The organism is Halochromatium roseum, from assembly GCF_016653315.1.
Lineage (GTDB): Bacteria > Pseudomonadota > Gammaproteobacteria > Chromatiales > Chromatiaceae > Lamprobacter > Lamprobacter roseus.
On the sequence record NZ_NHSH01000051.1, the window covers coordinates 67979 to 89881 of the forward strand.

Consider the following 21903-nt stretch of genomic DNA (forward strand, 5'->3'; position numbering starts at 1 on the left):
GATGCATGAAGACCCGCCCTGTGCAAAGCGGGGCGAGCCGGTTGCGGTTTAATCGGAGAGGTCAGGGCAATGAGTATCGATCGTCGCAATTTCTTGAAGGGTCTGGCGGTTGGAGCCGTCAGTCTTAGTGCGGGCTCCGTGATGGGGCCGGCCGTCGCGCGGCCGGGCAAGGAGCTCGTGCCCGGAGCAGTCGGCATCCTCTACGATGCCACACAATGCATCGGTTGTAAGGCCTGTGAAGTCGCCTGCAAAGCGGCCAATGATCTGCCGCCGGTTGAGAACCCGGCGTTGGGTCAAGCCTATGGTGTCGAAGGCGTCTGGGACGCTGGGGACGACCTGGACAGCCGTACGATGAACAAGATCAAGGCCTATCCGGGCCTGCAGGCGGTCGAGGCGAGCCGTGCTGATGCGGTGCTGGCGGAGCCGACGGTTGGCGGCCCCAAAGCGGATGCGGTGAGCTTCGTCAAGCGCGCCTGCATGCACTGTGTCGACCCGGACTGTGTCTCGGCCTGTCCGGTGAGCGCGTTGACCAAGAATCCGGACACCGGGATCGTGCAGTACAACCCGGACGCCTGCATTGGCTGCCGGTACTGCCAGGTGGCTTGCCCGTTCAATATCCCGAAGTTCGAGTTCGACAAGACCTTTCCGAAGATCGTCAAGTGCCAGATGTGCACTGATCTCGTCGAGGCGGGTGGCATTCCGGCTTGCTGCGAGGCCTGTCCGACTGGCGCGAGCCTGTTCGGTCTTGTAGCCGAACTGCGCGAAGAGGGCCACCGGCGACTCGCCGCAGAGCCAGGCTCGCGCATCGAGTATCCGATCCATTCGCTGGATCGCAACGATACCAAGGTTACAACCGTTGCGCAGTACACCCAACGCATCTATGGCGAGACTGAGACCGGCGGCACTCAGTACATGCTGATGGCCGATGTGCCGTTCGAGGATCTTGGTCTACCAAGGCTCAGTGATGAGTCGCGGGCGCGGCTGTCCGAGACCATCCAACATACGCTCTACGGCGGCATGGTGGCGCCGACCCTGTTGCTTGGGGGCCTGGTCTTAGCGGCCTATCGGAATACGCGTGAAGAGCGTGCGCGGGCTGACGATGAGATTGGAGGCGAGCCTGACGCAGGCGCGAGCGCGGCCAAGGCGAATCAGCCGAAAGTCCAAGCGCAGCCGAAGGAGGGTAGGCGGTCATGAGTGAGCGTTTCCGGCCCATCGGCGGGCGTCTGCTGACCCCGCACTTCTACTTTCTTGGCCTGCTGGTACTGATCGCGGCCTGGTTCATTGCCAAGCGCTTCATCTTCGGCATCGGCGCGGTATCGAACTTGAGTGATGGATTCCCTTGGGGTATCTGGATCACCTATGACGTCGTTACCGGCACCGCGATCGCCTGCGGCGGCTATGCGATGGCGTTAATGGTCTATGTGTTCAATCGCGGCCAGTTCCATCCAATGATCCGCGCCGCGCTCTTGACCAGCGTTTTTGGCTACACCTTGGCCGGTGCCTCGATCATCGTCGATGTCGGCCGTTGGTGGCAGCTCTATAACGTGTTCTTGCCCCAGTACATGAACCTGAATTCGGTGATGCTGGAGGTTGCGCTCTGCGTGACGCTTTACACCGTCGTGCTCTGGATCGAGTTCTCGCCAACCATCCTGGAGGCGATGCAGGCGAAGCGTTGGCTGCGCAATCTGCGGCATTTTCTGTTCCTAGCGATTGGTCTTGGCATTCTGTTGCCAACCATGCATCAGTCTTCGCTGGGGTCGCTGTTGATCATTGCCGGCGATAAGGTGCACCCGCTCTGGCAGACCAACATCATTCCGCTGCTGTTCCTGCTCACGGCCATCACCATGGGCTATGCCATCGTGGTGTTCGAGTCGCTCTATGCCTCGGTCAATCTGCGTCGGCCGTTGGAGACGCCATTGCTCTCAAAGATCAGCGCGGTGATCCCTTGGCTGTTGATCGTCTATCTGGTGTTGCGGATCGGCGAGAGCGTCATCAGTGGTGACATCCTGTTCTTATTCAGAGGGGGTTCTGAACCGTTGCTGTTCATGCTCGAAGTGGCGTTGTTCGTCTATGCCATCCGTCACCTACGCGATGAGCAGCAACGGGTGCGTCCGACGGTGCTGTTCTGGACCTCGCTGGCGGTCTTGCTGGGCGGTGCCCTGTATCGCTTCGACGCCTTCATGATCGCCTTCGACCCCGGTCCGGGCTGGCATTACTTCCCGGCCGTGGGCGAGATGATGATCACCATTGGCATCGTCGCCTTCGAGATCATGGCCTATCTGTTCTTCGTCAAGATGACGCCGGTGATGATGGCCGCTCCCGGAGAGGATGGACCGGATGCTGGACCTTCAGGCGCGTGGTCAGGGCAACGGCCTGCAACGACAGCGCCTGACCGATTGAGTAGCCAGAGGCGAGGCAAGGGCGGCTTTCCGCCACCCGCAGCGACCTCTGCCTGATCAAGACATCATTTGGCGGTGGCAGGCTGATTGATCGTCCGCGCCGCCCTTCGGCTGGAGAACAAGAACAGTGAGCACGAACAGAATCACCGTCGACCCGGTGACCCGCATCGAAGGTCACCTGCGCATCGACTGCGACATTACAGATGGCAAGGTTACCGACGCCTGGTCCAGCGGCCAGATGTGGCGTGGCATCGAGACCATCCTGCGCGGGCGCGATCCGCGGGATGCCTGGCTCTATACGCAGCGCATCTGCGGTGTTTGCACCACCGTGCACGCCATCGTCTCGTTGCGGGCGGTTGAGAACGCGTTGGATCTGGAGATCCCGCTCAACGCGCAATTGATCCGCAACCTGATCATGGCCTCACATGGCATCCACGATCACATCGTCCACTTCTATCATCTGTCGGCATTGGATTGGGTCGATGTGCCTTCGGCCTTGAAGGCTGATCCGAAAGCGACCGAGAAGTTGGCGCAGTCGATCTCGAATTGGCCGAACAATAACGCCCAGCATTTCGCCAATGTGCAGGAGCGGGTGAAGAAGTTCATCAATAGCGGCCAGCTCGGCATCTTCTCGCATGGTTATTGGGGCCATAAGGCGATGATCCTGCCGCCGGAGGCCAATCTGATGGCGACCGCGCATTATCTGGAGGCGCTCGACTATCAGCGCCGTTCGAACCAGATCACCGCGGTGCTGGGCGCCAAGACGCCGCATGTTCAGAACCTGGCGGTTGGTGGCGTCGCCAATGCGATCAATCCCGACAACCAATCGGCCTTGAACATGGAGCGTCTGGCCTATGTGAAGACGCTGATGGATGAGCTGGGTGGCTTCGTGCGCGAGGTCTATCTGCCCGATGTGACGGCGATCGCCGCGCTCTATGCCGACTGGCTGCCCTATGGTCAGGGGGTGACCAATTATCTGTCAGCGCCGGACTTTCCGCGCGATGGTAGGGGGACCAAGTTTGGCATGCCGGGTGGCTATATTCCGAATGCGGATCTGTCGCGGTTCCATGAGATCACGTATTTCGGTGATCCCTACTTCGAGAAGAACGTCAAAGAGAGCATCAAGCACAGCTGGTATCAGGGCGACTGGACGCGGACGCCTTATGAGGAGGAGACCGAGCCGGAATACACCGATTTCAATGAGAACGGTGCCTACTCTTGGGTCAAGGCGCCGACCTTCTTGGATCAGCCGGCGCAGGTCGGGCCTCTGGCGAATGTGCTAGCCGGTGTCGCGGCCGGGCATGAGCCGACCAAGCGGTATCTGAAGATGGCGATGGACCGGATTGGTGCGATCACTGGCTCCGAGGTGCCGCTTTCGGTACTGCATTCGACGCTGGGGCGGCATGCGGCGCGCTGTGTGCGCACCCAGGTGCTCTACGACATGATGCAGGAGAACTATGACGCGCTGATCGCAAACATCGCATCCGGTGATTACACCAGCTTCAACAAGCCGGTGTTCCCGAAGGGTGAGCAGATGGGCTTCGGTTTCCATGAGGCTCCGCGCGGCATCCTGTCGCATTGGATCGTGATCGAGGATGGCAAGATCAAGAACTACCAGGCGGTGGTGCCCTCGACCTGGAATGCTGGGCCGCGGAACCAGGATGATGCGCGTGGACCTTATGAGGCGTCGCTGATCGACAATCCGGTGTTGGAGGAAGACCGGCCGTTGGAGGTCTTGCGCACGGTGCACTCGTTCGATCCGTGTCTGGCTTGTGCGGTGCATCTGCATGATAACGAGCGGCAGACGGTGGTGCGAGTGAATACCGCTTGATGACTGCCTGTGGTGCATGGCCGGGTTCAGGTGATCTGTGCATCGGAGATTGGGACTGTGATTGATTCAGAATTGTTATCTGCCGCTGCACCGCATCGTGCTCGTTATAGCCCTGGCTCGATAAGCGAGCCCGAGCCATCGAGCGCGATGCTTATTGGGTTGGGTAACCTGATCCTGGGCGATGAGGGTGTCGGGGTGCATGCGATGCGGCGGCTGGAGGCGGAGTATGGCTTCCAGCCGGCCGTCGAGCTGGTCGATGGCGGTACCTCTGGGCTGGATCTCTTGCCGTTGCTTAAGGATCAGCGCCGGTTGCTGCTGATTGATGCCTTGGCCTCTGATGCGGCCCCGGGGACGATTCAGGTGATTCGCAACCAGGAGATCAGGACGGCATTGACGGAGAAGGTCTCGTTGCACCATCTCGGCATCGCCGATCTGTTGGCACTGGCCGAGCTGCTCGACTACGCGCCGTCGGAGATCGTCCTCATCGGCATCGTGCCTGAGCGATTGGAGATGGAACTGGCGCTTTCGGACTGTTTGCGCCAGCGCATGCCTAAGATCATTGAGACCGCTGTTGGCGTCTTGTCCGAGTGGGGGATCGAAAGCCGTCGAAGTCTGACGCTGGCTCCAACGCTGCTAACGGATTCAGCGGCCTAAGAAGCTCGGTCAGAAAGGTGATCTTGACCCTTAGAAACTGTCCATCAACGTCTTCCCGATTTGAGCACCTGTAGGGCGATCATTAGGAATTAAAAATGGGTGGCTACTTATCTGCCGTTGCCCGAGGATAAACACCCTGGCACTGCCCCTGGCACTGCGCTTGTTTTGTCATCATTACGCACCTTTGGTCGCTTCGGCGCGCCGGTAGGCTGCCAATTCGGCATTGGCCAAGAACAGTCTGAACCATGTCTTCGACAGATATCAGGAAGATGTCAGGATAGATGATCCCCGCGTATCGCTGGTCAGAAGAACGTTTTACGCTTAGGGCGCCCGGACTGCTCACCTTTGACCAGTTGCGGACGGTCCGGTTCTGATGCAGGGGGCATTGCTGGGCGATCCTGTTGCAAAGCGGGTGCGGGCGCCTCGTGATCACGCATGGCGTCGTAGAGTTTGCTGCGAAGCTGTGGGAGCAGCTCGCCCGTCAATTCCTCAAGATGCTCGCGACTGTGCCAACTCATCTTGCGGAACGACTGGAGGCCGCTCTTTTCAGCAATCTCGCGGGCGCGTGGGCTGACCTCTGCCCACATCATGCGCAAGTCCTCCGCCCGGTCGCGCAACAGCAGCTCTCGATCGTGCAGCTTTTCAAAGATCTGGTCGAAGCGAGCAATCAGACGCCGTTTGGTCCGCGGGAGAACAAGGTATTCGATGACAATGAAAGCCAGGATTGCGGTCACTGCAATCACTGGCAACGCCACAAGCATGCCGGTGCCAAAGGCGGCAGCGCCCAATCCGCCGAAGAGCAACAGCCAAACACCTCGCCAGCGCGCGCGGATCGATTTGAACCTGTCGGCCGCCTTGTCGATCACCATGGCGTGGAGCCGGAGCCGCTCAGCATAGGCTTGGAGCTGTGTGATCTGGTTGTCCATCCGCCGAGTCGGTGCACGGCGTAACTCACTGATCAGGTCGTTGCGCGCCTTCTCGAAGTCCTCCATCGGCAGGCGCGACTTCGGCTTGTCGGCCAGCGGTATGAAGGTGTTATAGATCATCGGTAAGTCTTTGCGCGGGATCACCTTTCCTAGGTTCCAGCAGAGCGCGCCATAGGCCCGCGCGAAGTCGTGCAAGTTCTGGAACTGATCCACCTTGTTCAAGACGATCAACATCTTGTGGTCGATGCCCGCCAAGGACTCGCGGAAGACTTGAAGTGTTTCACCTGTCGTCCCAGGTTTATCTGGATCAAAGAAGATCATCACAAGGTCGGCGCGTTCGGCGAACCAACGCACCACACCGGGGAAGTCAAAACCACGCCCGTTCTCGGCTTTGGCCTCATCGATCATGCCCGGGCTGTCGATCAGGGTCACCGTTTGCAAGAGTTCAGCGGGGCGCAGCTTGAGGCGCACATGCGAGACCAATTGGTCGCCAAAGTGCCGGAGCCCCTCATAGGGCAAGTCCGGATTGCTTACGACAGCAGGTCCATCTCGCTCGGTCGCGGTCGCGCCATGGGTGATGATCGTGAACCCGTCATCCGTGGGAGCAACCCCTGTCTTCTGAACATCGTCGCCTAGGAGATAGTTCACAAACGTGGACTTCCCCGATGAGTGGTTGCCCAAGAGCAAGACCTGCGTCGGCCGCCGCAACTCACCCACGGTGGGCGGACGTCGGAACAGGAACTGTTCTGCCAGTGGGTCGAGAGGGTCCTGGTAGTAGTTGCGGATCCGGTTCGCGAATTCTTCCATCACATGTGGCAAGGGGACGTCCTCTTTTCGTCTGCTCGATGAGGGAGAGGTCATTTAAGCAATCCAGTGCGTGCAAGTCGAGCTGGGCTTCGCGGCCAAGGCTAAACTTTTCTCTCCGGAGACCGATATATCGAGTTAGAGAACGGTTTTCTCGGCTTTTGTGCCCCTGCGCCCTGAGGTCATCATGAACGTTGTCAGCAGCGAATTGAGCTTGGCTTCCTCCCATCGCTACAGTCGGGTCGAGACCTCGACCGAGCGTCTTGAGATCAATGGACGCGGGCGCGCCATGCCGAGCGAAGCCGGACAGAATCGAGCCGGGGCAAGACCTGAGACCGGTGTATCGGCGGTGGTGCTGTCTGGACAAGGGCGCGCCCTGGCGGCTGCTGAGCAGGCGTCCGGCGAGATTGGAAACGCGGCTGGCAAAGGCCAAGCAACCGCTGATGCGATCGAATCCGCGGCCGAGGAGGCCCGTAAAGACCCGGGTAACCAGCTGCTGATCGCGCTGGTGGAGTACCTCACCGGGAAGCGGATACGGCTGATCGATAGCAAGGACTGCCAGCCTGCTGAATGTGAGTCTGGCAAAGGAATGGAGTCTAGTGCTGCCGCGCCGAATGCCATATCGACTGCTCCGGAGACCGCCCCGCGCGGCCGGCAGTCGGATTTCTCACTCTTCTATGAGCGCACCCATAGCCTCGAAGAGCATGAGTCAATGCACTTTTCTGCCGAGGGTGTGATCCGTACCGCTGACGGCAAGACCATCCGTTTCGCGGTGGAGCTTGGCATGCAGCGTTCGTACCGTGAAGAAAGCCGGTTCGAGCTTCAGATGGGATCAGCGGCTCAGCGCGAAGATCCGATCGTGATCAATTTCCCTGGGCAGTCCGCGCAACTGCGTGATCAACGCTTCGAGTTCGATCTCGATGCCGACGGTGACTTAGAGTCGCTGCCGCTGCTGGCCAATGGTAGCGGTTATCTGGTCTACGATCGCAACGGTGACGGTCGCGTGAACGATGGCTCCGAGCTGTTTGGCGCGCTGAGTGGTGATGGCTTCGCCGACCTCAAGGCCCTTGATGAAGACGGTAACGGCTGGATCGATTCTGCCGACGCCGCCACCAATCAGCTCTACCTCTGGCTGCCAGAGGCTGGCGGTGATGGTAAGCTCATGACGCTTGAGGAGGCTGGGGTTGCGGCCGTTTCCACCTCCAGCATCGCGACGCCGTTTGAGCTGAGGGGGCACCAGAACGCGGACCTTGGCGCGGTTCGCTCGACTGGCCTCTACTTGAGTACTGACGATACGGTCGGGACCACGCAGCAGATCGATCTCAGCGTCTAAATTTCGCACGGCGCCCTGCTGAGGACAGGCGATGAGCGCCGATGAGCATTGAAAAAGACGCTCGATCAACGTGAAATGCTGCGTTGGCTCTGAGGTGTGGCTGAGGTGTGGCTGGGGTTCCCGCGTTGAGATAAGGCCCGCATTGCAATCAAGACGGATGCTGTTATAAAAAAGCCGGTCTATGATCGCGCCGGAGGTCGCTGTCGGCGTCGGTGGCGCCGGAGTGCGGTCTTGCGACGCACAGCTTGAGGCAAAGGGAGAGGGGAGAGAGTCGCCTTGATTAAACGTATTCCAGTCGAGCAGCTTCGTTTCGGCATGTATGTGCATAGCCTGAACTGCGGCTGGACCGATCACCCCTTTCTGCGCAACCGTTTCTGGTTGGATAGCGATGACCAGATCAGGCGCATCCGTGCGCTCGGCGTTGATGAGATCGAGATTGACACCGATCTGGGCAGGGATGCACCGAGTGTGCCTAGCATCAGTGAGGTGGCTCAGGATCTGAGGCCAGCATTGGATGCGGCCGCGCGTCAGCGGCTACCGGTGTTCCACGCCTCAAGCCTCGCTGAAGAGCGTGCTCGGGCGCGGCGGATACTCAGCGAGGCCAACCGGGTGGTAGAGCGGGTGATGGAAGATGCCCGCCTCGGCCGACAGATCGAGGTCGATCCCGCTCGTGAGGTGATCTCTCACGCCGTCGCTTCGATCGTGCGAAACCAAGATGCCATCATTGGCCTTCATCGCATTCGTTCTGTTGATCGCTATACCTTCGAGCACTCAATCAACGTCGCCGTCTTGATGATTGCTTTCGCGCGCTCGCTTGGCCTAGAGACATCGCTGATTGAGGAGATTGGCCTCGGTGCGTTGCTGCACGATGTGGGCAAGAGCCAGATCCCGGATGCCATCCTGAACAAGCCCGGCAAGCTCACTCCGGCTGAGTTCGAGGTGATGCGCAGCCACGTTGACCTCGGCCATGAGATCTTGGCACAGACCTCAGGCGTCTCAGCAACCGCGCTTGATATTGTTGTCGAGCACCATGAGCGCATCGATGGAAGTGGTTATCCAAAGGCGAAGTCAGGTGCATCGATCTCGCGTTTCGGTCAGATGGCGGCTATCGTTGACGTCTATGACGCGCTGACCACTCGGCGCGTCTATCACGATGCCATGCCACCAAGCAAGGCGCTGCGAAGTCTCCTACAGGAAAGCCCGCAGCAATTCGATCGTACCCTGATTCAGCAATTCATTCGTTGCGTTGGCATCTACCCGATCGGCACCTTGGTCCGGCTCGAGAGCCAACGCCTCGCGGTGGTGGTCGAGACTGGGCGCGAACAGCTGTTAAAGCCTGTCGTCCGATTGGTATTCGATATCAATAAGCATCAACGCCTGATGCCGCAAGACATCGATCTTTCCCGTCCCACGGCCTTTGGGCAAGATCGCATTATCGATGCGGAAGATCCGGCCGATTGGGGTCTACGCCCGGAGTATGTGCTGCGGTAGAGCGCTGGGCTTGCTGTCAGCCTGGCGCCAGCGGATCAGCCGCTCTGTTCGTTGGAACGGCTGGGTGAAGTACTTCATTTGACCTCAGCTGTCTGCAGACGAATGAGCATGCAAGCCGTTCGGCAATGCGCACGCATTAGGCCGCGGTCGCCGCCATCCCGGCCTTGCCATGCCAATAACCGTCGCAGGGGCCAACCGGCATCAGCGCGTTGAGCCGTATGCTGGCCTCAGCGGGGTCGAGCACGTTGCTCAGGGCTTGATGGAACAGCTCGATGACCTGATCCATCTGCTGCGATTGAGGGCTGATGCGCAAGATGTCGACGCCCAACTCGCGCATCGCCGGCAGCTCGGCGAGCAGGTTGAGCGTGTGCGCGGATTGGGTCTGGATGCCATTCAGCACCAGGAACTGTTGCTCGTCCTGGGTGTTGACCACCAAGCCATCCGGGTAGTCCATACAGACATCTCGACAGTCGTCCTTGGGCAAGTGTTTGTGCCGCGCGGTGAAGCAGCGCGCGGAATAGGCGAGGGGGAGCCGTCCGTAGGCCATGACCTCGGTTTCGACGCCGGCCGGCTTGGCGCGCTGCATCTGCTCAAGCGTCTCGCGGGTCAGCTCGACCGGCAACGCCCAGCGCTTGAGGCCCTGCCTGGCGAGTACGCCTAAGGTACGATCGTTGTAGCAGTTGACGCTTGGGCCGATCGCGAACGGTCGGCCGGCGAGCAGATGCACCGCGCCCATGTCGTTGGCCTCGACCATGAACCGGTCTTGGCCGCAGATCGCACGCAGTCGCTTGAGCTCGGACTCGGCCTCAAGCAGGGTCAGGGTCGAGAGCACCACCTCTTTGCCGTGTTCGGCGAGGCGCTCGGCGATCGCCAGCCAGTCCTCATGGCGGACCTGATTGCGCTTCGAGCAGATGGTCTCGCCGAGATAGACGATATCGACCGGCGCTTCGGCGACCATGGCGTAGAAGGCGTTGACCTGCTCCTTCGGCCAGTAATAGGTGATCGGCCCGAGCGAGAGGCGAGGGCGATGGCTGCCCTGTGCAGCCGCGATTGGAGTCTGAAGAGCGCTCATTGTGAGGTATTCCTGGGCCTTGCGGCGAGGCTAGTCGGCAGTTTGATCAGAAGGGGCGTGCAGCTGGCTGAAGCACTTGGTTAGGCGTTGGGTCGAGCTTGCGCCGATCGCTTGCTCTCCGGTCTGTTCCAGTCTCCAAGGCGCTCATTGCCAAGGCCTATCCGGCGGCCGAGAGGGCGCCGAGAGGGCAACTCATTGCCAAGGCCGATGATAGGGGCCAAGGGTGGTTTGGGCGCCCTCGGAGACCTTACCCAGGGCTGCGGTCCACTCGGGCTTGGGCGCGAAGCTGCTCGGGCTGCGCTCAAAGCTATCGAGTGCCTCACGCCAGATCTTGGTCACCTGTGCAACATAGACCGGGCTGCGCTGCCGACCCTCGATCTTCACCGCCTTGACGCCGGCGGCTTTCATCTCTGGTAGCAGCTCCATCGCGTTCAGGCTCACCGCGTCTTCGATCGCGTGATCGATCTGGCCATCGGTGTTGAAGGTGCCCTTGCAGAGGGTCGGATAGCCGACGTTCTCGCCTTTTGGGTGGCGTTGGATCAGTACTCCGCCGAGGCGGGTGTCGAGTCCGGCGTCGGTCTCGATCCATTCGACATGGCTGGCCGGCGAGCAGGCGCCATAGGTGTTCGGCGAGCGGCCGGTGGCATAAGACGAGAGGATGCAACGTCCCTCGACCATCACGCAGAGGCTGCCGAAGGCGAAGACCTCGATGTCGACCGGGCTCTGGTCGATGACGTGCTTGACCTGGCTGATCGAGAGCACCCGCGGCAGCACCGCGCGACGGATGCCGAAGTGCTCATGGTAGAAGCGCAGCGCCTCGTAGTTGGTCGCCGAGCCTTGCACTGACAGATGCAGGTTGAGCGTTGGATGGGTGCGACTGGCGTAGTCGAGCACACCAATGTCGGCGGCGATCAGCGCATCGACGCCGAGATCGGCGGCCTTATCAACCGCCTGCTCGAAGCGACCGAAGCCGTCTGGGCGCGGATAGGTATTGAGCGCGATGAACACCCGTACACCCTTGCCGCGTGCATAGCGAATGCCCTCGACCATCTTGTTCGGGGCGAAGTTGAGGCCGGCGAAATGGCGCGCGTTGGTATCGTCGCGAAAGCCGATGTAGACCGCGTTGGCGCCGTTGTCGACGGCCGCCTTCAATGCCGGCAGATTGCCGGCCGGACAAACCAATTCCATCGTCTGGGTTACTCGTGGTTATCGTGAAACAGCTGCCTCGTCTTCCGCGTCCTGTTGCGGTATCAACCTGACTCTGGATCGGCTGCGTCAACGCTCGTGTTGTGATGCGTTATGGGCATTACGAGCACGGCCTCAGGCGACGCGGTCGATCGGAGATGCGCGCAGCATCGATTGCTCCGCTGCCAAAGTCCCCTGGCAGGTGCCGCGACGGCGCAGCGCATGCTCGATGCCATTGAGCACCACCCACTTCTTCGAGCACCATTCGGGCGCTAGCAGGATCTCGCGTTGCGCGGTGCCGGTGACGCGGTGATAGAGGATGTCGTCGGGGGTGCGCTCGATGAGATCAGCGGCGATCTCGATATAGTCGTTCATCGCCAATGGCTGGTAGCCGCCACGGCGCCACTGCTGCGCCAGCAGGGTATGTCGAACCACATGCAGCGGATGTAGTTTCAGCCCGTCGGTCCCCAGTGCGACGACGCGAGCGAGTGTCTCCAGTGCGGCATCGCGGCCTTCGCCGGGTAGGCCAATGATCAGATGCGTGCAGACCGGGATACCCCGGAGCCGTGCCGCGCGTACCGTGCGCCGATAGTCGGCGAAGCAATGGCCGCGATTCACCCGCGCTAGGGTGCTGTCGAAGGCCGACTGCAGGCCGAGCTCAAGCCAGATCTCGTAGCCCTGTGCGCGATAGTCAGCGAGCAGATCGAGCACCGCATCGGGCACGCAATCCGGCCGGGTGCCGACCGAGAGGCCGATCACATCGGGCTCATCGAGTGCCTGCTGATAGAGGGCGCTGAGGCGAGCAATATCGTCGTAGGTGTTGGTATAGGCCTGAAAGTAGGCGAAAAAGCGCTCGGCGCCGGTGCGTTTGCGCAGTACCCGCCGACCGCCCTCGATCTGCTCGGCAACGCTTAGCTCGGGGCCGGAAGACTTGGTTGCGCTGCTAGTCGGGCTGTTGGCATTCGGGCTGAATGAGACGTTGTTGCAGAAGCTGCAGCCGCCCCGCCCTTTGCTGCCATCGCGGTTCGGGCAGGTGAAGCCGGCGTGAATCGCCAGCTTATGCACCCGGCGCCCGTAGCGGCGGACCAGATCGACGCCGAAGGTATTGACTCGATCTGCTAAGGTCATGAGCGGTTGCGGGCGTTCTTGTATTGATCGCAGAAAGCCTTAAACCTTCGCAAAAGTTTCCCTGATTGACATTGAGTCATGTCAACCAGGTTACCGTGAAGCAGATTGCTGTGAATCAAGCGCTTCATGGTCCGCGGTAGCGACCCCGCTCTGACCGTGAGACGTTGCGTTCAGCGCACGACCCGAGCTGTCCCAAAGCGATCGAATAAAACGCGGACGCGATCGCCAGCGACGAAGGACTCGTCGGCGGCTTGGGTGACCGCCATCGTGCGGCCATTGTCGAGCCTCACGGTGATCTCCAAGCCGCGCTGTCGCGTGACACCTTCTTCGATGGCTGAGCCGGCAACGGCGCCAGCGAGGCCGCCACCAATGGTCGCGAGTGTGCGGCCGGTCCCGGCGCCGACCTCATTGCCGAGCACGCCGCCGATGGCGCCGCCAGCGAGCGTGCCGACACCGCTCTTAGTGCCCTCGATCTGCACCTCGCGGACCGACTGCACGGTACCGAATTCGACATTCTGTGCGCTGCGTGCTTGATCACGGGTGTAGGAGGAGGCGGACATGCTGGCCGGGCAGCCGCTGAGTAGCGTGAGAGTGGTTAACGCCATCAGGGCAACCACAGCGGTGTAAACATGTCTCATCATGGCTTGTATCCTCATCGACAAGTAGGTCGGTTTGAGATGGTGCACTTATTGGACCTGGTATCTGGGCCTGCTATCTGGACCTGGTATCTGGGTCAGGTTGCAGCCTTCGGCGCCCGACTGTGACATTCTTCAGTACTCTGCTGCTTGAGCCCTTCCTTGCTTCACAGCAGGTCTAACAGCCGGTCTAGACTTAGCGAGTGGAGCTTACCAGAGGCGCGCGCCTCAACGAACCGACAAACCCGTCTGCGAACGAACGAGGCCACTCTGCCCAGCCTGTCTGCCCAGCCTGTCTGCCCAGCCTGCTCATCACCCATGTGGTGAATGACGACTGATAAGACTGCAACACCTGACCTTGAGATATTGCCAAAGATCATTCACGAGCGATGCTGTCGGCGTTTAAGGTGGTGAACGCACTCGATCCGACGGTCTCTATTGCTGAGAGGCACCCCGCATGTTCTCCCTTCCGCCGCCTGACCCACGTCCTATAACCCGATGGCTCGTGATCGGGCTGTTCCAAGCTGCGCGCCGCCCGCGGTTGTCGATGCTGCTGATGCTGGCGCTGTTGGTGCTGACCGGATCAGCGCTGGCGAACGCCGTTGGCCCAGCCGCCTCCTATACGGCCGCTGCTGTTCCTGCACCAGCGCCTGTTGCCGCTGCACCAGCGCCTACCGATGCGAGTTCAGCGCCAATGGCCGAGGGGAAGGGTCTGCTCAAGCAAGAGAGCCAGAACTGTATGCGCTGTCACTGGATGGAGACCATGGCGTACCGCGACCGCGAGACCGGCAAGATCGTCAATCTGTCGATCGATGGCGACGCCTACAGCCACTCGGTGCACGCAGAGCTTGCCTGCAGCGATTGCCATGACCGCGGTTTTTCAAGCTACCCGCACCGTAGCAGCAGTGCTGACGAGGCGCTGAATTGCGTCGACTGCCATGAAGGCCGGCAGGATGATGGCGCACCGAATCTGATCGGGGTCAAGCACGAGTTTGAGAAAAGCGTTCACTTCACCGAGGGCGTTGAGGAATTTTCCTGCTTCTCTTGCCATAATCCGCACACCTTTCACCCGTTTAAGCCAGGCGTGTCGATTCTCGAGGTGGTTGCCGAGACCAATGGCACCTGCTTGGATTGTCATACCGAGCTCTTAACGCCGGTGCCCAAGGGCCATGAATGGCTGCCGCGGCCACAGGCGCATTGGAGTTCGGTGCGCTGCCTAGACTGTCATACCCCGCTCGAGGGTCGTATTCCAGATCGGCCATCGCACAACGTACTGGCGGCCGAGGAGAGCAATCAGCTCTGCGTTGAATGTCACAGCAAGGGTTCGGCGCTGCTCAGTCAGCTTTACAACTACCGTGCCGAGCAGGCGCGCGAGGAGGATGGATTTTTCTCCCAGGCGATCTATAACGATGCCTACATCGTCGGCATGACCCGCAATGCCTGGATGGATCGTATCGGTCTTGCGGTGATCTTTCTGATGATCCTCGGCGTTGCCGCGCACGGCTATGGCCGCTACTACAGTCGCCGTCGCCAGGAGAACTCACAACAGGAGAACTCACAATGAGCGCGCTCTACCTGTATCCCGTTTGGCTGCGGCTTTGGCATTGGTTGAATGCACTGCTGTTCATCACCCTGCTGTTGACCGGCGCCAGCATGCACTTCAGCCTGAATTGGCTGATCCCGTTCGATGTGGCGGTGCCTGTCCACAACACCAGTGGCGTCTTGCTCACCGTCTCCTGGTTAGTGTTCCTGGCCGGGAACCTTTGGGGTGGCAATGGCAAGCACTACTTGATCAATCTGCGCAGCCTCCCGCGTGATCTGATCGCGCAGACGCGTTACTACCTGCATGGGATCTTTGTGGGTGCGCCGCATCCGTTTCACGTTAGCGCCGAGCACAAGCTCAATGCGCTGCAGACCCTAAGTTACGTCGGAGTGATGTATGGGCTGATGCCGATCTTAGTCCTGAGCGGCTGGGCTTTTCTTTTCTCGACCTCCTTGCCGGAGACCCTGTTCGGGATTGGCACCGTCTGGATCATCGCGATGGTTCACCTGGTGGTGGCCTGGATGCTGACGCTATTCCTGATCGTGCATTCGTACATCATTACCACTGGAGAAACGCCGACCACCAATCTAAAGGCCATGCTGACCGGCTGGCACAAGGAAGCGTCGGGCGGCTGAGGTTGGCGGGGCCAGCTTCGTAACATCGTCGCTCGGGCAGGGTCAAAGGCCCTAGTTATTCGCAACGCGTTCTTCGAGACTCAACGCCATGAACATCCGCTCCCTTTTTGCAACCAAGACGCGCCGCCGCCTGGCTATCGTGCTGGCCGTGATACTGGTGCCGGCGGTGCTCTACAAGGTGGCTTATCCACTCTTCTTTGATGCCTATACGGGCGTCAAGAACGCACCGCTGACTTACGACACGCGCAAGCTGAGCGAGGCTGAGTTCAATCAACTGGCGCTTGAGTTGACCGAGTCGGCCCGTCGCGAGCGTGCCGAGGCGACTGTGACCGAAGAGCGGGACGCATTTGCCCGCGAGGTCAAGATGGAGATCCTGATGCGCACCCCCTCGTTCATTCGCGAGAGTGGCTACGCGCACATCGAGTACTTCCGCGAGGCCGGCATCCTCGAGTACAAAGGTCCAGAGACTTGCCTTGAGTGTCACGCGACGATCGACATTACCCATGAAGACGGCAGCGTGGAAACGGTCGATACCTTGGACAACATCGTTAACACGGTGCACTTCAAGTTCCAGAGCGCGGAAGGCGGCGCCTTCTCGACCTATGGCTACGATGGGCGACAGGTGAATGCCGAGGGCGCACGCAAGATCCCGGTTGGCAAGATCAACCGCGCCTGCGGTATCCCGGGCAGCTTCTCCTGGACCGGTTGGGCGGCGTTGGTCGCGAGTCGGCCCGAGCATGGCCTCGAGGGTGAGGCTGAGCAGTCGCCGGTCTCGGCCGATCCACCCACTGCCGAGGGCATCACGCTCGCGCTCAATGATCCAGGCGCCGAGGGGCATGGCGTGGGTGAGGGCGTTGCCGACGGCGTGGTGCTGCGGAGTGAGGGTTGCGGCCAGTGCCACATCGGTGGCAACTATCATCCGGCCACCGAGAAGATGATGCCGGTCGGCGATGTGCCGGGCGTGGCGAAAGAGGGCATCGATTGCCTGATCTGCCATGCCGCCGAGTACGACATGAATCAGCGCTACGTGATTCAGGATAAAAAGGGTCTGCGCTGGAATCAGGACCGCAGCATGCGCGCGGCGATGACGGTTGGCCGGGCCACGAATCAGAACTGCCTCAACTGCCACCAGCACAACATGGGCGGCGATGCCTACATCCATAATGTTGCTGCCAAGCACTTGGGCGACAAGCACCAGCGTCTGCTTCACACCGGCGCCAAGCGTGGCAATCCATTCAGCCCGGAGTCCGATGCGCACGCAGCCGCTGGAATCAAATGCACCGACTGCCATGTGCCCGAAGGCCATAAGATCCCGCGCGGTCGCAAGGGCGTCGACCTGGTCGCCAGCGATCTGCCGCACAAAGAGGTCAGTTGCGAGAGCTGCCATTCGCAGGCGCCGCACAATGTCTCTGACCACCGGGCGTTACTGAATGGCCATGTCGCTCGGCTGGCTTGCGAGACCTGTCACATCCCGCAGCTTGAGGACAATAATGTCGTCCTGCGCGATTGGGTGCATCCGACCTGGGACGCCGAAGAGGGCATCTGGACGCCGACCGACGTGTATCGCTCCGGTCAGCCTGGCGAAGGCCTGATGTACCTCTGGTTCAACGGTAATGGCACCTTCTTGGCCAACGCCCTGGGAAGCAACCCAGAAGGTGACGGTAGCTACAATCCGCTGATGGAGCAGATCGCCCGTATCGATAACCCGGATGTGATTGCTGCGGTGCGCGCCGCGGCTGAGGAACTCAAGCAGCAGTACCCGGATATCAATGTCGACGAGTATGTCGAGATGGCCACGAATCCGCTTTCGCAGCTCAGTCCCGAGATGCTCGAGAAGCGTCGTCAGATGGTGGCTGACAATCTCGGCAAGGCGATGCAGGAGGGCGAGAGTCGGATCTATCCATTCAAGCCCTTCAACGCGATGATGTTCGAGGACATGAACAACCAGGGTCCGTTCGGTGCGATGATCCTGCCGTTCGACTACGCGGTTTACTATGAGACCGGCGATGCGCGCGCGGCGGTGGCGAAGGCGATTCAAGACCCGATCGTGCTGCGCATGTACCAAGAGCCGTTCAAGCTCTACATGATGGACGAGTTCATGGCCTACTTTGGCGTTGAGGGTGGCTGGAAGACCATCTACCCGCTGACCGCCGATAAGACGCTTGCGCCACAGGTCGAGCCGCACTGGATGCGGCAGATGGGCACGCTGATGGTCAATCATGGCATCCAGCGCAAGGGCCATGACTGCAAGGCCTGTCACCAGCCCGATGGCATCCTCGACTATGCGGCACTGGGTTACACGCCGGAGCGCATCGCCGAGCTGACCTCGAACGAGATCATTGCCGAGATCGAGATCGAGCCCTAGTCGTCTCGCCGAGTGATCCTCGACGGCTTACGACTTGCATGCGATCTGTGGTTCAAATGCTCTCTTTAGGTTGATCCACGAGCGCGGCGACGACAAGATCGCCCCAGACATTCAGCGCGGTGATCGGGTAATCGAAGAAGCGATCGACCACCAGGTAAAGCGCGAGATAGGTCTGCGGCAGCCCGAGCAGTTCGAGCATAAAGGCCATCATCGCGATACCGCCGCCGGGGATGCCGGCGGTGCCAGCACTCGAGGCCATGGTCAACAAGACAATCATCAGCGCCTGCCAGAGCGAGACCTCGGCGCCGGCGAGCTGGGCCATGAAGATCAGCAGGATCGACTGATAGAGCGCCGAGCCGTCCATGTTCAGGGTTGCGCCCAGCGGCAGGGTGAAGCTCGTAGTGCCTGGGCTGACGCCGGCGTTCTGCTCCAAGGTCTGTTTCGAGACCGGATAGGTCGCTGCGCTTGAGGCCGTGGCGAGCGCGGTTGCTAGCGCAGCCCGGACTTGAATAAAGAAGCGCCAGGGATGCCGGCCGCTGCCCAACCAGAGCAGCGTCGGCAAGAACAGCAGCGCATGCAGCACGGCAGCCAGCGCCACCGCCCAGACGAACGGCCGCAGCGCCAAGACCCCGGCCCAGTCCATGCCGGCCAGGCTCGCATAGACCAGCGCCGCGATGCCGATCGGCGCCAGCGCCAGCAGGGCCGAAAGCATCCGCATCAGTAGTGCATTCAAGGCATCTGCACCATCGGCGAGCAAGGCGCGCGGCTCCGGCTGCAACCCGCGCGCGGCGAGCGCGGCAAGGATCGCCAGCACCACAATGTGCAGGATGTTGCCCGCGGCCAGCGAGGCGAACAGATTCGAAGGCACCAAGTTGGTGATCAGCTGCTCCAGGCTGAAGCCGGCACCAAAGACCTCGCCGCCATTGGCGATTGGTTCCAGATTCAGCAGTCCCGGCGTAACCCCACGCGAGAACAACAGCCCGAGCAGGCTACCGCTCATCGCGGCGAAGGCCGAGGTCAGCAGATAGAAGCCGAGCGTGCGACCGCCAATCCGGGCCAGATCGACGCTACGCGCCAGCGCCGCATAGATCGAGATCAGGATCAGCGGCAGGATCAGCACCTTCAGCAGCGACAGGAAGATCTCGCCAAGCCAGCCGACCCAGATCGCGCCCGCTGGCCAGAGCAGGGCGAGCAGGACGCCGAGTGCCAGGCCGGTGGGGGTCGAGTAGAGCGAGCGCCAGCTCAACAAGGTTCGAGCGTGACGCGCGGCGACGCGTTAGGGCCTTGATGCGTCCAACTGGGGCTTGAAGGTTGCTCTGGCATGGGTGGTCATGGATCTGCGGTTGTCTTGTGCTACTGGGGCGCGCAACGCTAGGGTCAGCGCCGCCGCTGCGAGGCATAGGATACCCGCAGCCAGGAAGGCGGTGTCGTATTCGCCGAGCTGAAACAGGCGTGTGGCGAGGGTTCCGCTGGCATCCAGCGCCAGATAGTCGATGCCCTCGGTGGTCTTCAGCAGAACGGCGGCCAGGAACGGGCCGAGCAGGCCACCGATGCCGTAGGCGGTGAACAGCAGGCCGTAGTTGACGCCGATGTGGCGGGTGCCAAAGTAGTCCGCGGTGATCGCCGGATAGAGCGCCAGGAAGCCACCGAAGCAGAGCGCGATCAGCGACACGCCGAGCAGGTACAGCGGATAGGGCCGCATCCAGTCGAGGCCAAAGAGCACCAGACCGCAGAGCACGAACATCAGGATCAAGGTCGACTTGCGGCCGAGGCTGTCCGAAACCCGACCCCAGAGGATACGCCCGGCGGCATTGAACAGCGCCAGCACCGCCACGGCCATGGCCGCCGCCGAGGCGATGGTAGCGAACTGTTCATAGGGGACAGGTCGTTCGGTGATCGCGGATAGGCTGAACGCCTCCCAGATCGGCGCAGCCTTCATGATCACCATCAGTCCGGCCGTGCTGCCGGCCAGATAGGTCAGCCACAAGAGCCAGAAGGTCGAGGTAAGCAGCATTTGACCGGGTGTGAAATCGACCTGGTTTGGCGGCAATCCGGTGTGTCCGCTGTTAGCGCTGGTGCCGCTGCTCGTGCTGGTGCTGGCGCCAGTGCCAAAGCCGGTGCCAGTGCGAGTGCCAAAGCTGCTGCCAGTGCCGCTAGCCGCGGCGGGCGGCGTCCAGCCCGCTGGACGATAGCCCTCGGGCGGATTACGCAACAGCTGGGCGCCGAGCACCACGGCGGTGAGGAAGATGATCCCGAGCACCATGAAGGTGTCGAAGACGCCGGCCTGTGGTAACGGGAAGAGCGCGATACCGAACAACTCGTAGTCGCTGCCGCTGATCAGCGCCCGTGCCAAGGGTGCGAAAAAGAAGGCGCCGGCGCCGAACCCGGCGACCGCCAGGCCGGTGATGAGCCCACGCTTGTCCGGATACCACTTGACGCAGGTCGCCACTGGGCAGACATAGGCCATGCCGATACCGATGCCGCCGAGCACGGCATAGGTGCCGACCAACCAGGCGAGGGCGACGCCATCCGAAAACTGGTCGGTGAGGCTGGCGAGCATCAGCCCGAGCCCGAGGATCAGGCCGCCGAGGGTGCCGACCAGCCGTGGCCCGAGCCGATCCTGGATGCGTCCGCCGAGGATCACGGCGAACGCGAACACCGCGATGACCAGCTGAGCGGGCAGCGTGATCTGGGTCTCCGACCAGCTCGGAAATTGCGCCAGCAGCGGGGTTTGGAAGACGCTCCAGATGTAGACGGCGCCGAGGCTGACCTGAATGATCAGGGCGCCGGCGACCACGACCCAGCGCTTGTCGTCATGGTGATTGGTCATGCTGCGATTCCTTGGAGAGGGAACATGGGGCGGTTCGGATTGGCGTGAGGATCGCGCTTGGCTAGCGTCAGTGATGCGCTTGGCTAGCGTCAGTGAGTCCGTGCATCGACTGGGGTGCTCGCGTCCTGCTGTGCTTGAGGTCCCTCGCCGGCAGGAGCGGGGTAGGGCACCAAGAGTTCGTAGTCGACCAAGGCCCAGAGTGTGCGCCCGTGACGGCTCAGCAGTCCGCCCGGCGCTGACTCGGACCTGGACGCGCACTCCGACGCGCACTCGGACGCGGGGCGCACAATCACATGCCGGGCCTTGTGATCCAGCACATCCCAGCCAAGCGCGCGCAAGCCCTGCCGTGCCTCTTGGCAGAGCGCGTGCAGCTCGGTCTGCGTCAGATAGCCCTGTTGCGAGGCGGTCTCGGCATCGACCCCATCGATCCAGCGATAGATCAGCACGTACAGCCGCTCCCAGTCGTAGGCCACCCTGGCGCCCTCGGGCTGAGCAGCCTGATCCTCGGCCAACACGCGGTCGTACCACCAGCGGCGGTGGTCGATACGGCCGAGCTGCCAGTCGAGATAGCGGGTGGCCGGCGAGTAGATCGCCAGCGGTGCCTTGGTCGGGATGCGCGGGCCAGCACGGGCGCGCAGGCGTTCCAGATTGGCGAATTCCTCGAACGGTGACAGGAATTCACTCACCGCGATGCGATCGCGCTCGGCCCAGTCGAGCGGCTCGCTTGGCGGAATCGAGATCAGCGCTTCTTGTGCGAAGCGGCTGAACTTGACCACCAGGGCGAAGCCGGCGCGCGCCGGATGCGCGACCGGCACCCGATACACGGCGCCGGTCGCCCCGGCGAGCTGGCGACCGACTTTGCGCAGCCGATCACCGACGAACCACTGCGAGGGCACGATCGACTCCAACACCGGCCAGCCATGGCGGGTGACAAAGAGGTCACCCGACTGCTTGCCACGCAGATGCAGGTAATCGACCCCGAGCACCCGGCGCCGCAGCGACTCGGGGGCGCTATCGAAGGCGCGGGGCTGATGATGATGTCGACGGAAATCAAACTGTTCCAAATGAACGA

The 21903-nt window shown here is 61.3% G+C and carries 17 protein-coding genes; 9 read left to right on the forward strand and 8 right to left on the reverse strand.

What is annotated here, in order from left to right:
- Positions 1–69: 69 nt before the first annotated feature.
- The 4 genes from hybA (at position 70) to CCR96_RS09615 (ending at position 4884) form a co-directional block, all read left to right on the forward strand.
- Positions 70–1194 carry a hydrogenase 2 operon protein HybA gene (hybA, locus tag CCR96_RS09600; protein ID WP_201219907.1) on the forward strand — a complete coding sequence of 375 codons (1125 nt, stop codon included), beginning with the start codon at positions 70–72 and terminating at the stop codon, positions 1192–1194.
- Positions 1191–2456 (forward strand): Ni/Fe-hydrogenase cytochrome b subunit, encoded by a 1266-nt coding sequence (gene hybB, locus CCR96_RS09605; protein ID WP_201219908.1) that lies wholly within the window; start codon positions 1191–1193, stop codon positions 2454–2456. Before hybA ends, hybB begins: the two co-directional genes overlap by 4 nt.
- A 70-nt stretch (positions 2457–2526) precedes the next feature.
- Entirely contained in the window at positions 2527–4230 is a 1704-nt protein-coding gene (locus tag CCR96_RS09610; RefSeq protein WP_201219909.1) for a nickel-dependent hydrogenase large subunit, read from the forward strand.
- 147 nt (positions 4231–4377) lie between these two features.
- Entirely contained in the window at positions 4378–4884 is a 507-nt protein-coding gene (locus CCR96_RS09615; protein ID WP_201219910.1) for a hydrogenase maturation protease, read from the forward strand.
- A 302-nt stretch (positions 4885–5186) separates the two neighbouring features.
- Here the strand turns inward: CCR96_RS09615 and CCR96_RS09620 are convergent, their stop codons facing one another.
- Positions 5187–6617: a dynamin family protein gene (locus CCR96_RS09620; RefSeq protein WP_201219911.1), complete on the reverse strand. Its 1431-nt coding sequence runs from the start codon at positions 6615–6617 to the stop codon at positions 5187–5189.
- Between the two features lie 184 nt (positions 6618–6801).
- Here CCR96_RS09620 and CCR96_RS09625 point away from each other — a divergent pair, with 184 nt between their 5' ends.
- Both CCR96_RS09625 and CCR96_RS09630 read left to right on the forward strand, forming a co-directional pair.
- A complete protein-coding gene (locus tag CCR96_RS09625; RefSeq protein ID WP_201219912.1) occupies positions 6802–7947 on the forward strand; it encodes an FG-GAP repeat domain-containing protein in 1146 nt (381 codons plus the stop codon).
- Between the two features lie 276 nt (positions 7948–8223).
- Complete coding sequence (locus CCR96_RS09630) at positions 8224–9438, forward strand: HD-GYP domain-containing protein (RefSeq protein ID WP_201219913.1); 1215 nt, start codon at positions 8224–8226, stop codon at positions 9436–9438.
- 136 nt (positions 9439–9574) lie between these two features.
- Here CCR96_RS09630 and ubiV read toward each other — a convergent pair whose 3' ends face one another.
- The 4 genes from ubiV to CCR96_RS09650 all read right to left on the reverse strand — a co-directional run bounded on the left by ubiV (position 9575) and on the right by CCR96_RS09650 (position 13464).
- Positions 9575–10510, reverse strand: coding sequence for a ubiquinone anaerobic biosynthesis protein UbiV (gene ubiV / locus CCR96_RS09635; RefSeq protein WP_201219914.1), 936 nt, complete (start codon positions 10508–10510; stop codon positions 9575–9577).
- A gap of 192 nt (positions 10511–10702) precedes the next feature.
- A complete protein-coding gene (ubiU, locus tag CCR96_RS09640; RefSeq protein WP_201219915.1) occupies positions 10703–11698 on the reverse strand; it encodes a ubiquinone anaerobic biosynthesis protein UbiU in 996 nt (331 codons plus the stop codon).
- A 132-nt stretch (positions 11699–11830) separates the two neighbouring features.
- Positions 11831–12823 carry a tRNA modification radical SAM protein MnmL/YtqA gene (gene mnmL, locus CCR96_RS09645; RefSeq protein WP_201219916.1) on the reverse strand — a complete coding sequence of 331 codons (993 nt, stop codon included), beginning with the start codon at positions 12821–12823 and terminating at the stop codon, positions 11831–11833.
- Positions 12824–12993: 170 nt separating this feature from the next.
- Complete coding sequence (locus tag CCR96_RS09650; protein ID WP_201219917.1) at positions 12994–13464, reverse strand: outer membrane lipoprotein; 471 nt, start codon at positions 13462–13464, stop codon at positions 12994–12996.
- A gap of 451 nt (positions 13465–13915) precedes the next feature.
- Here CCR96_RS09650 and CCR96_RS09655 point away from each other — a divergent pair, with 451 nt between their 5' ends.
- The 3 genes from CCR96_RS09655 to CCR96_RS09665 all read left to right on the forward strand — a co-directional run bounded on the left by CCR96_RS09655 (position 13916) and on the right by CCR96_RS09665 (position 18001).
- Positions 13916–15022 carry a cytochrome c3 family protein gene (locus CCR96_RS09655; protein ID WP_201219918.1) on the forward strand — a complete coding sequence of 369 codons (1107 nt, stop codon included), beginning with the start codon at positions 13916–13918 and terminating at the stop codon, positions 15020–15022.
- Entirely contained in the window at positions 15019–15636 is a 618-nt protein-coding gene (locus CCR96_RS09660; protein ID WP_201219919.1) for a cytochrome b/b6 domain-containing protein, read from the forward strand. The genes CCR96_RS09655 and CCR96_RS09660 overlap by 4 nt, the downstream gene beginning before the upstream one ends.
- Positions 15637–15724: 88 nt before the next feature.
- Complete coding sequence (locus CCR96_RS09665; protein WP_201219920.1) at positions 15725–18001, forward strand: multiheme c-type cytochrome; 2277 nt, start codon at positions 15725–15727, stop codon at positions 17999–18001.
- 52 nt (positions 18002–18053) lie between these two features.
- Here the strand turns inward: CCR96_RS09665 and CCR96_RS09670 are convergent, their stop codons facing one another.
- From CCR96_RS09670 to CCR96_RS09680, 3 genes are all read right to left on the reverse strand, one after another.
- Complete coding sequence (locus tag CCR96_RS09670; protein ID WP_201219921.1) at positions 18054–19247, reverse strand: dicarboxylate/amino acid:cation symporter; 1194 nt, start codon at positions 19245–19247, stop codon at positions 18054–18056.
- Between the two features lie 30 nt (positions 19248–19277).
- Positions 19278–20831, reverse strand: coding sequence for an OFA family MFS transporter (locus CCR96_RS09675; RefSeq protein WP_201219922.1), 1554 nt, complete (start codon positions 20829–20831; stop codon positions 19278–19280).
- Between the two features lie 89 nt (positions 20832–20920).
- Positions 20921–21895 (reverse strand): hypothetical protein, encoded by a 975-nt coding sequence (locus CCR96_RS09680; RefSeq protein ID WP_201219923.1) that lies wholly within the window; start codon positions 21893–21895, stop codon positions 20921–20923.
- Positions 21896–21903: the final 8 nt, after the last annotated feature.

What these genes read in the sequence shown, in the direction of transcription:
- hybA (WP_201219907.1), top strand. Translation starts at nt 70, where the DNA reads ATGAGTATCGATCGTCGCAATTTCTTGAAGGGTCTGGCGGTTGGAGCC.
- hybB (WP_201219908.1), top strand. Translation starts at nt 1,191, where the DNA reads ATGAGTGAGCGTTTCCGGCCCATCGGCGGGCGTCTGCTGACCCCGCAC.
- CCR96_RS09615 (WP_201219910.1), top strand. Translation starts at nt 4,378, where the DNA reads ATGCTTATTGGGTTGGGTAACCTGATCCTGGGCGATGAGGGTGTCGGG.
- CCR96_RS09620 (WP_201219911.1), bottom strand. Translation starts at nt 6,617, where the DNA reads ATGGAAGAATTCGCGAACCGGATCCGCAACTACTACCAGGACCCTCTC.
- CCR96_RS09625 (WP_201219912.1), top strand. Translation starts at nt 6,802, where the DNA reads ATGAACGTTGTCAGCAGCGAATTGAGCTTGGCTTCCTCCCATCGCTAC.
- ubiV (WP_201219914.1), bottom strand. Translation starts at nt 10,510, where the DNA reads ATGAGCGCTCTTCAGACTCCAATCGCGGCTGCACAGGGCAGCCATCGC.
- ubiU (WP_201219915.1), bottom strand. Translation starts at nt 11,698, where the DNA reads ATGGAATTGGTTTGTCCGGCCGGCAATCTGCCGGCATTGAAGGCGGCC.
- mnmL (WP_201219916.1), bottom strand. Translation starts at nt 12,823, where the DNA reads ATGACCTTAGCAGATCGAGTCAATACCTTCGGCGTCGATCTGGTCCGC.
- CCR96_RS09650 (WP_201219917.1), bottom strand. Translation starts at nt 13,464, where the DNA reads ATGATGAGACATGTTTACACCGCTGTGGTTGCCCTGATGGCGTTAACC.
- CCR96_RS09655 (WP_201219918.1), top strand. Translation starts at nt 13,916, where the DNA reads ATGTTCTCCCTTCCGCCGCCTGACCCACGTCCTATAACCCGATGGCTC.
- CCR96_RS09660 (WP_201219919.1), top strand. Translation starts at nt 15,019, where the DNA reads ATGAGCGCGCTCTACCTGTATCCCGTTTGGCTGCGGCTTTGGCATTGG.
- CCR96_RS09665 (WP_201219920.1), top strand. Translation starts at nt 15,725, where the DNA reads ATGAACATCCGCTCCCTTTTTGCAACCAAGACGCGCCGCCGCCTGGCT.
- CCR96_RS09675 (WP_201219922.1), bottom strand. Translation starts at nt 20,831, where the DNA reads ATGACCAATCACCATGACGACAAGCGCTGGGTCGTGGTCGCCGGCGCC.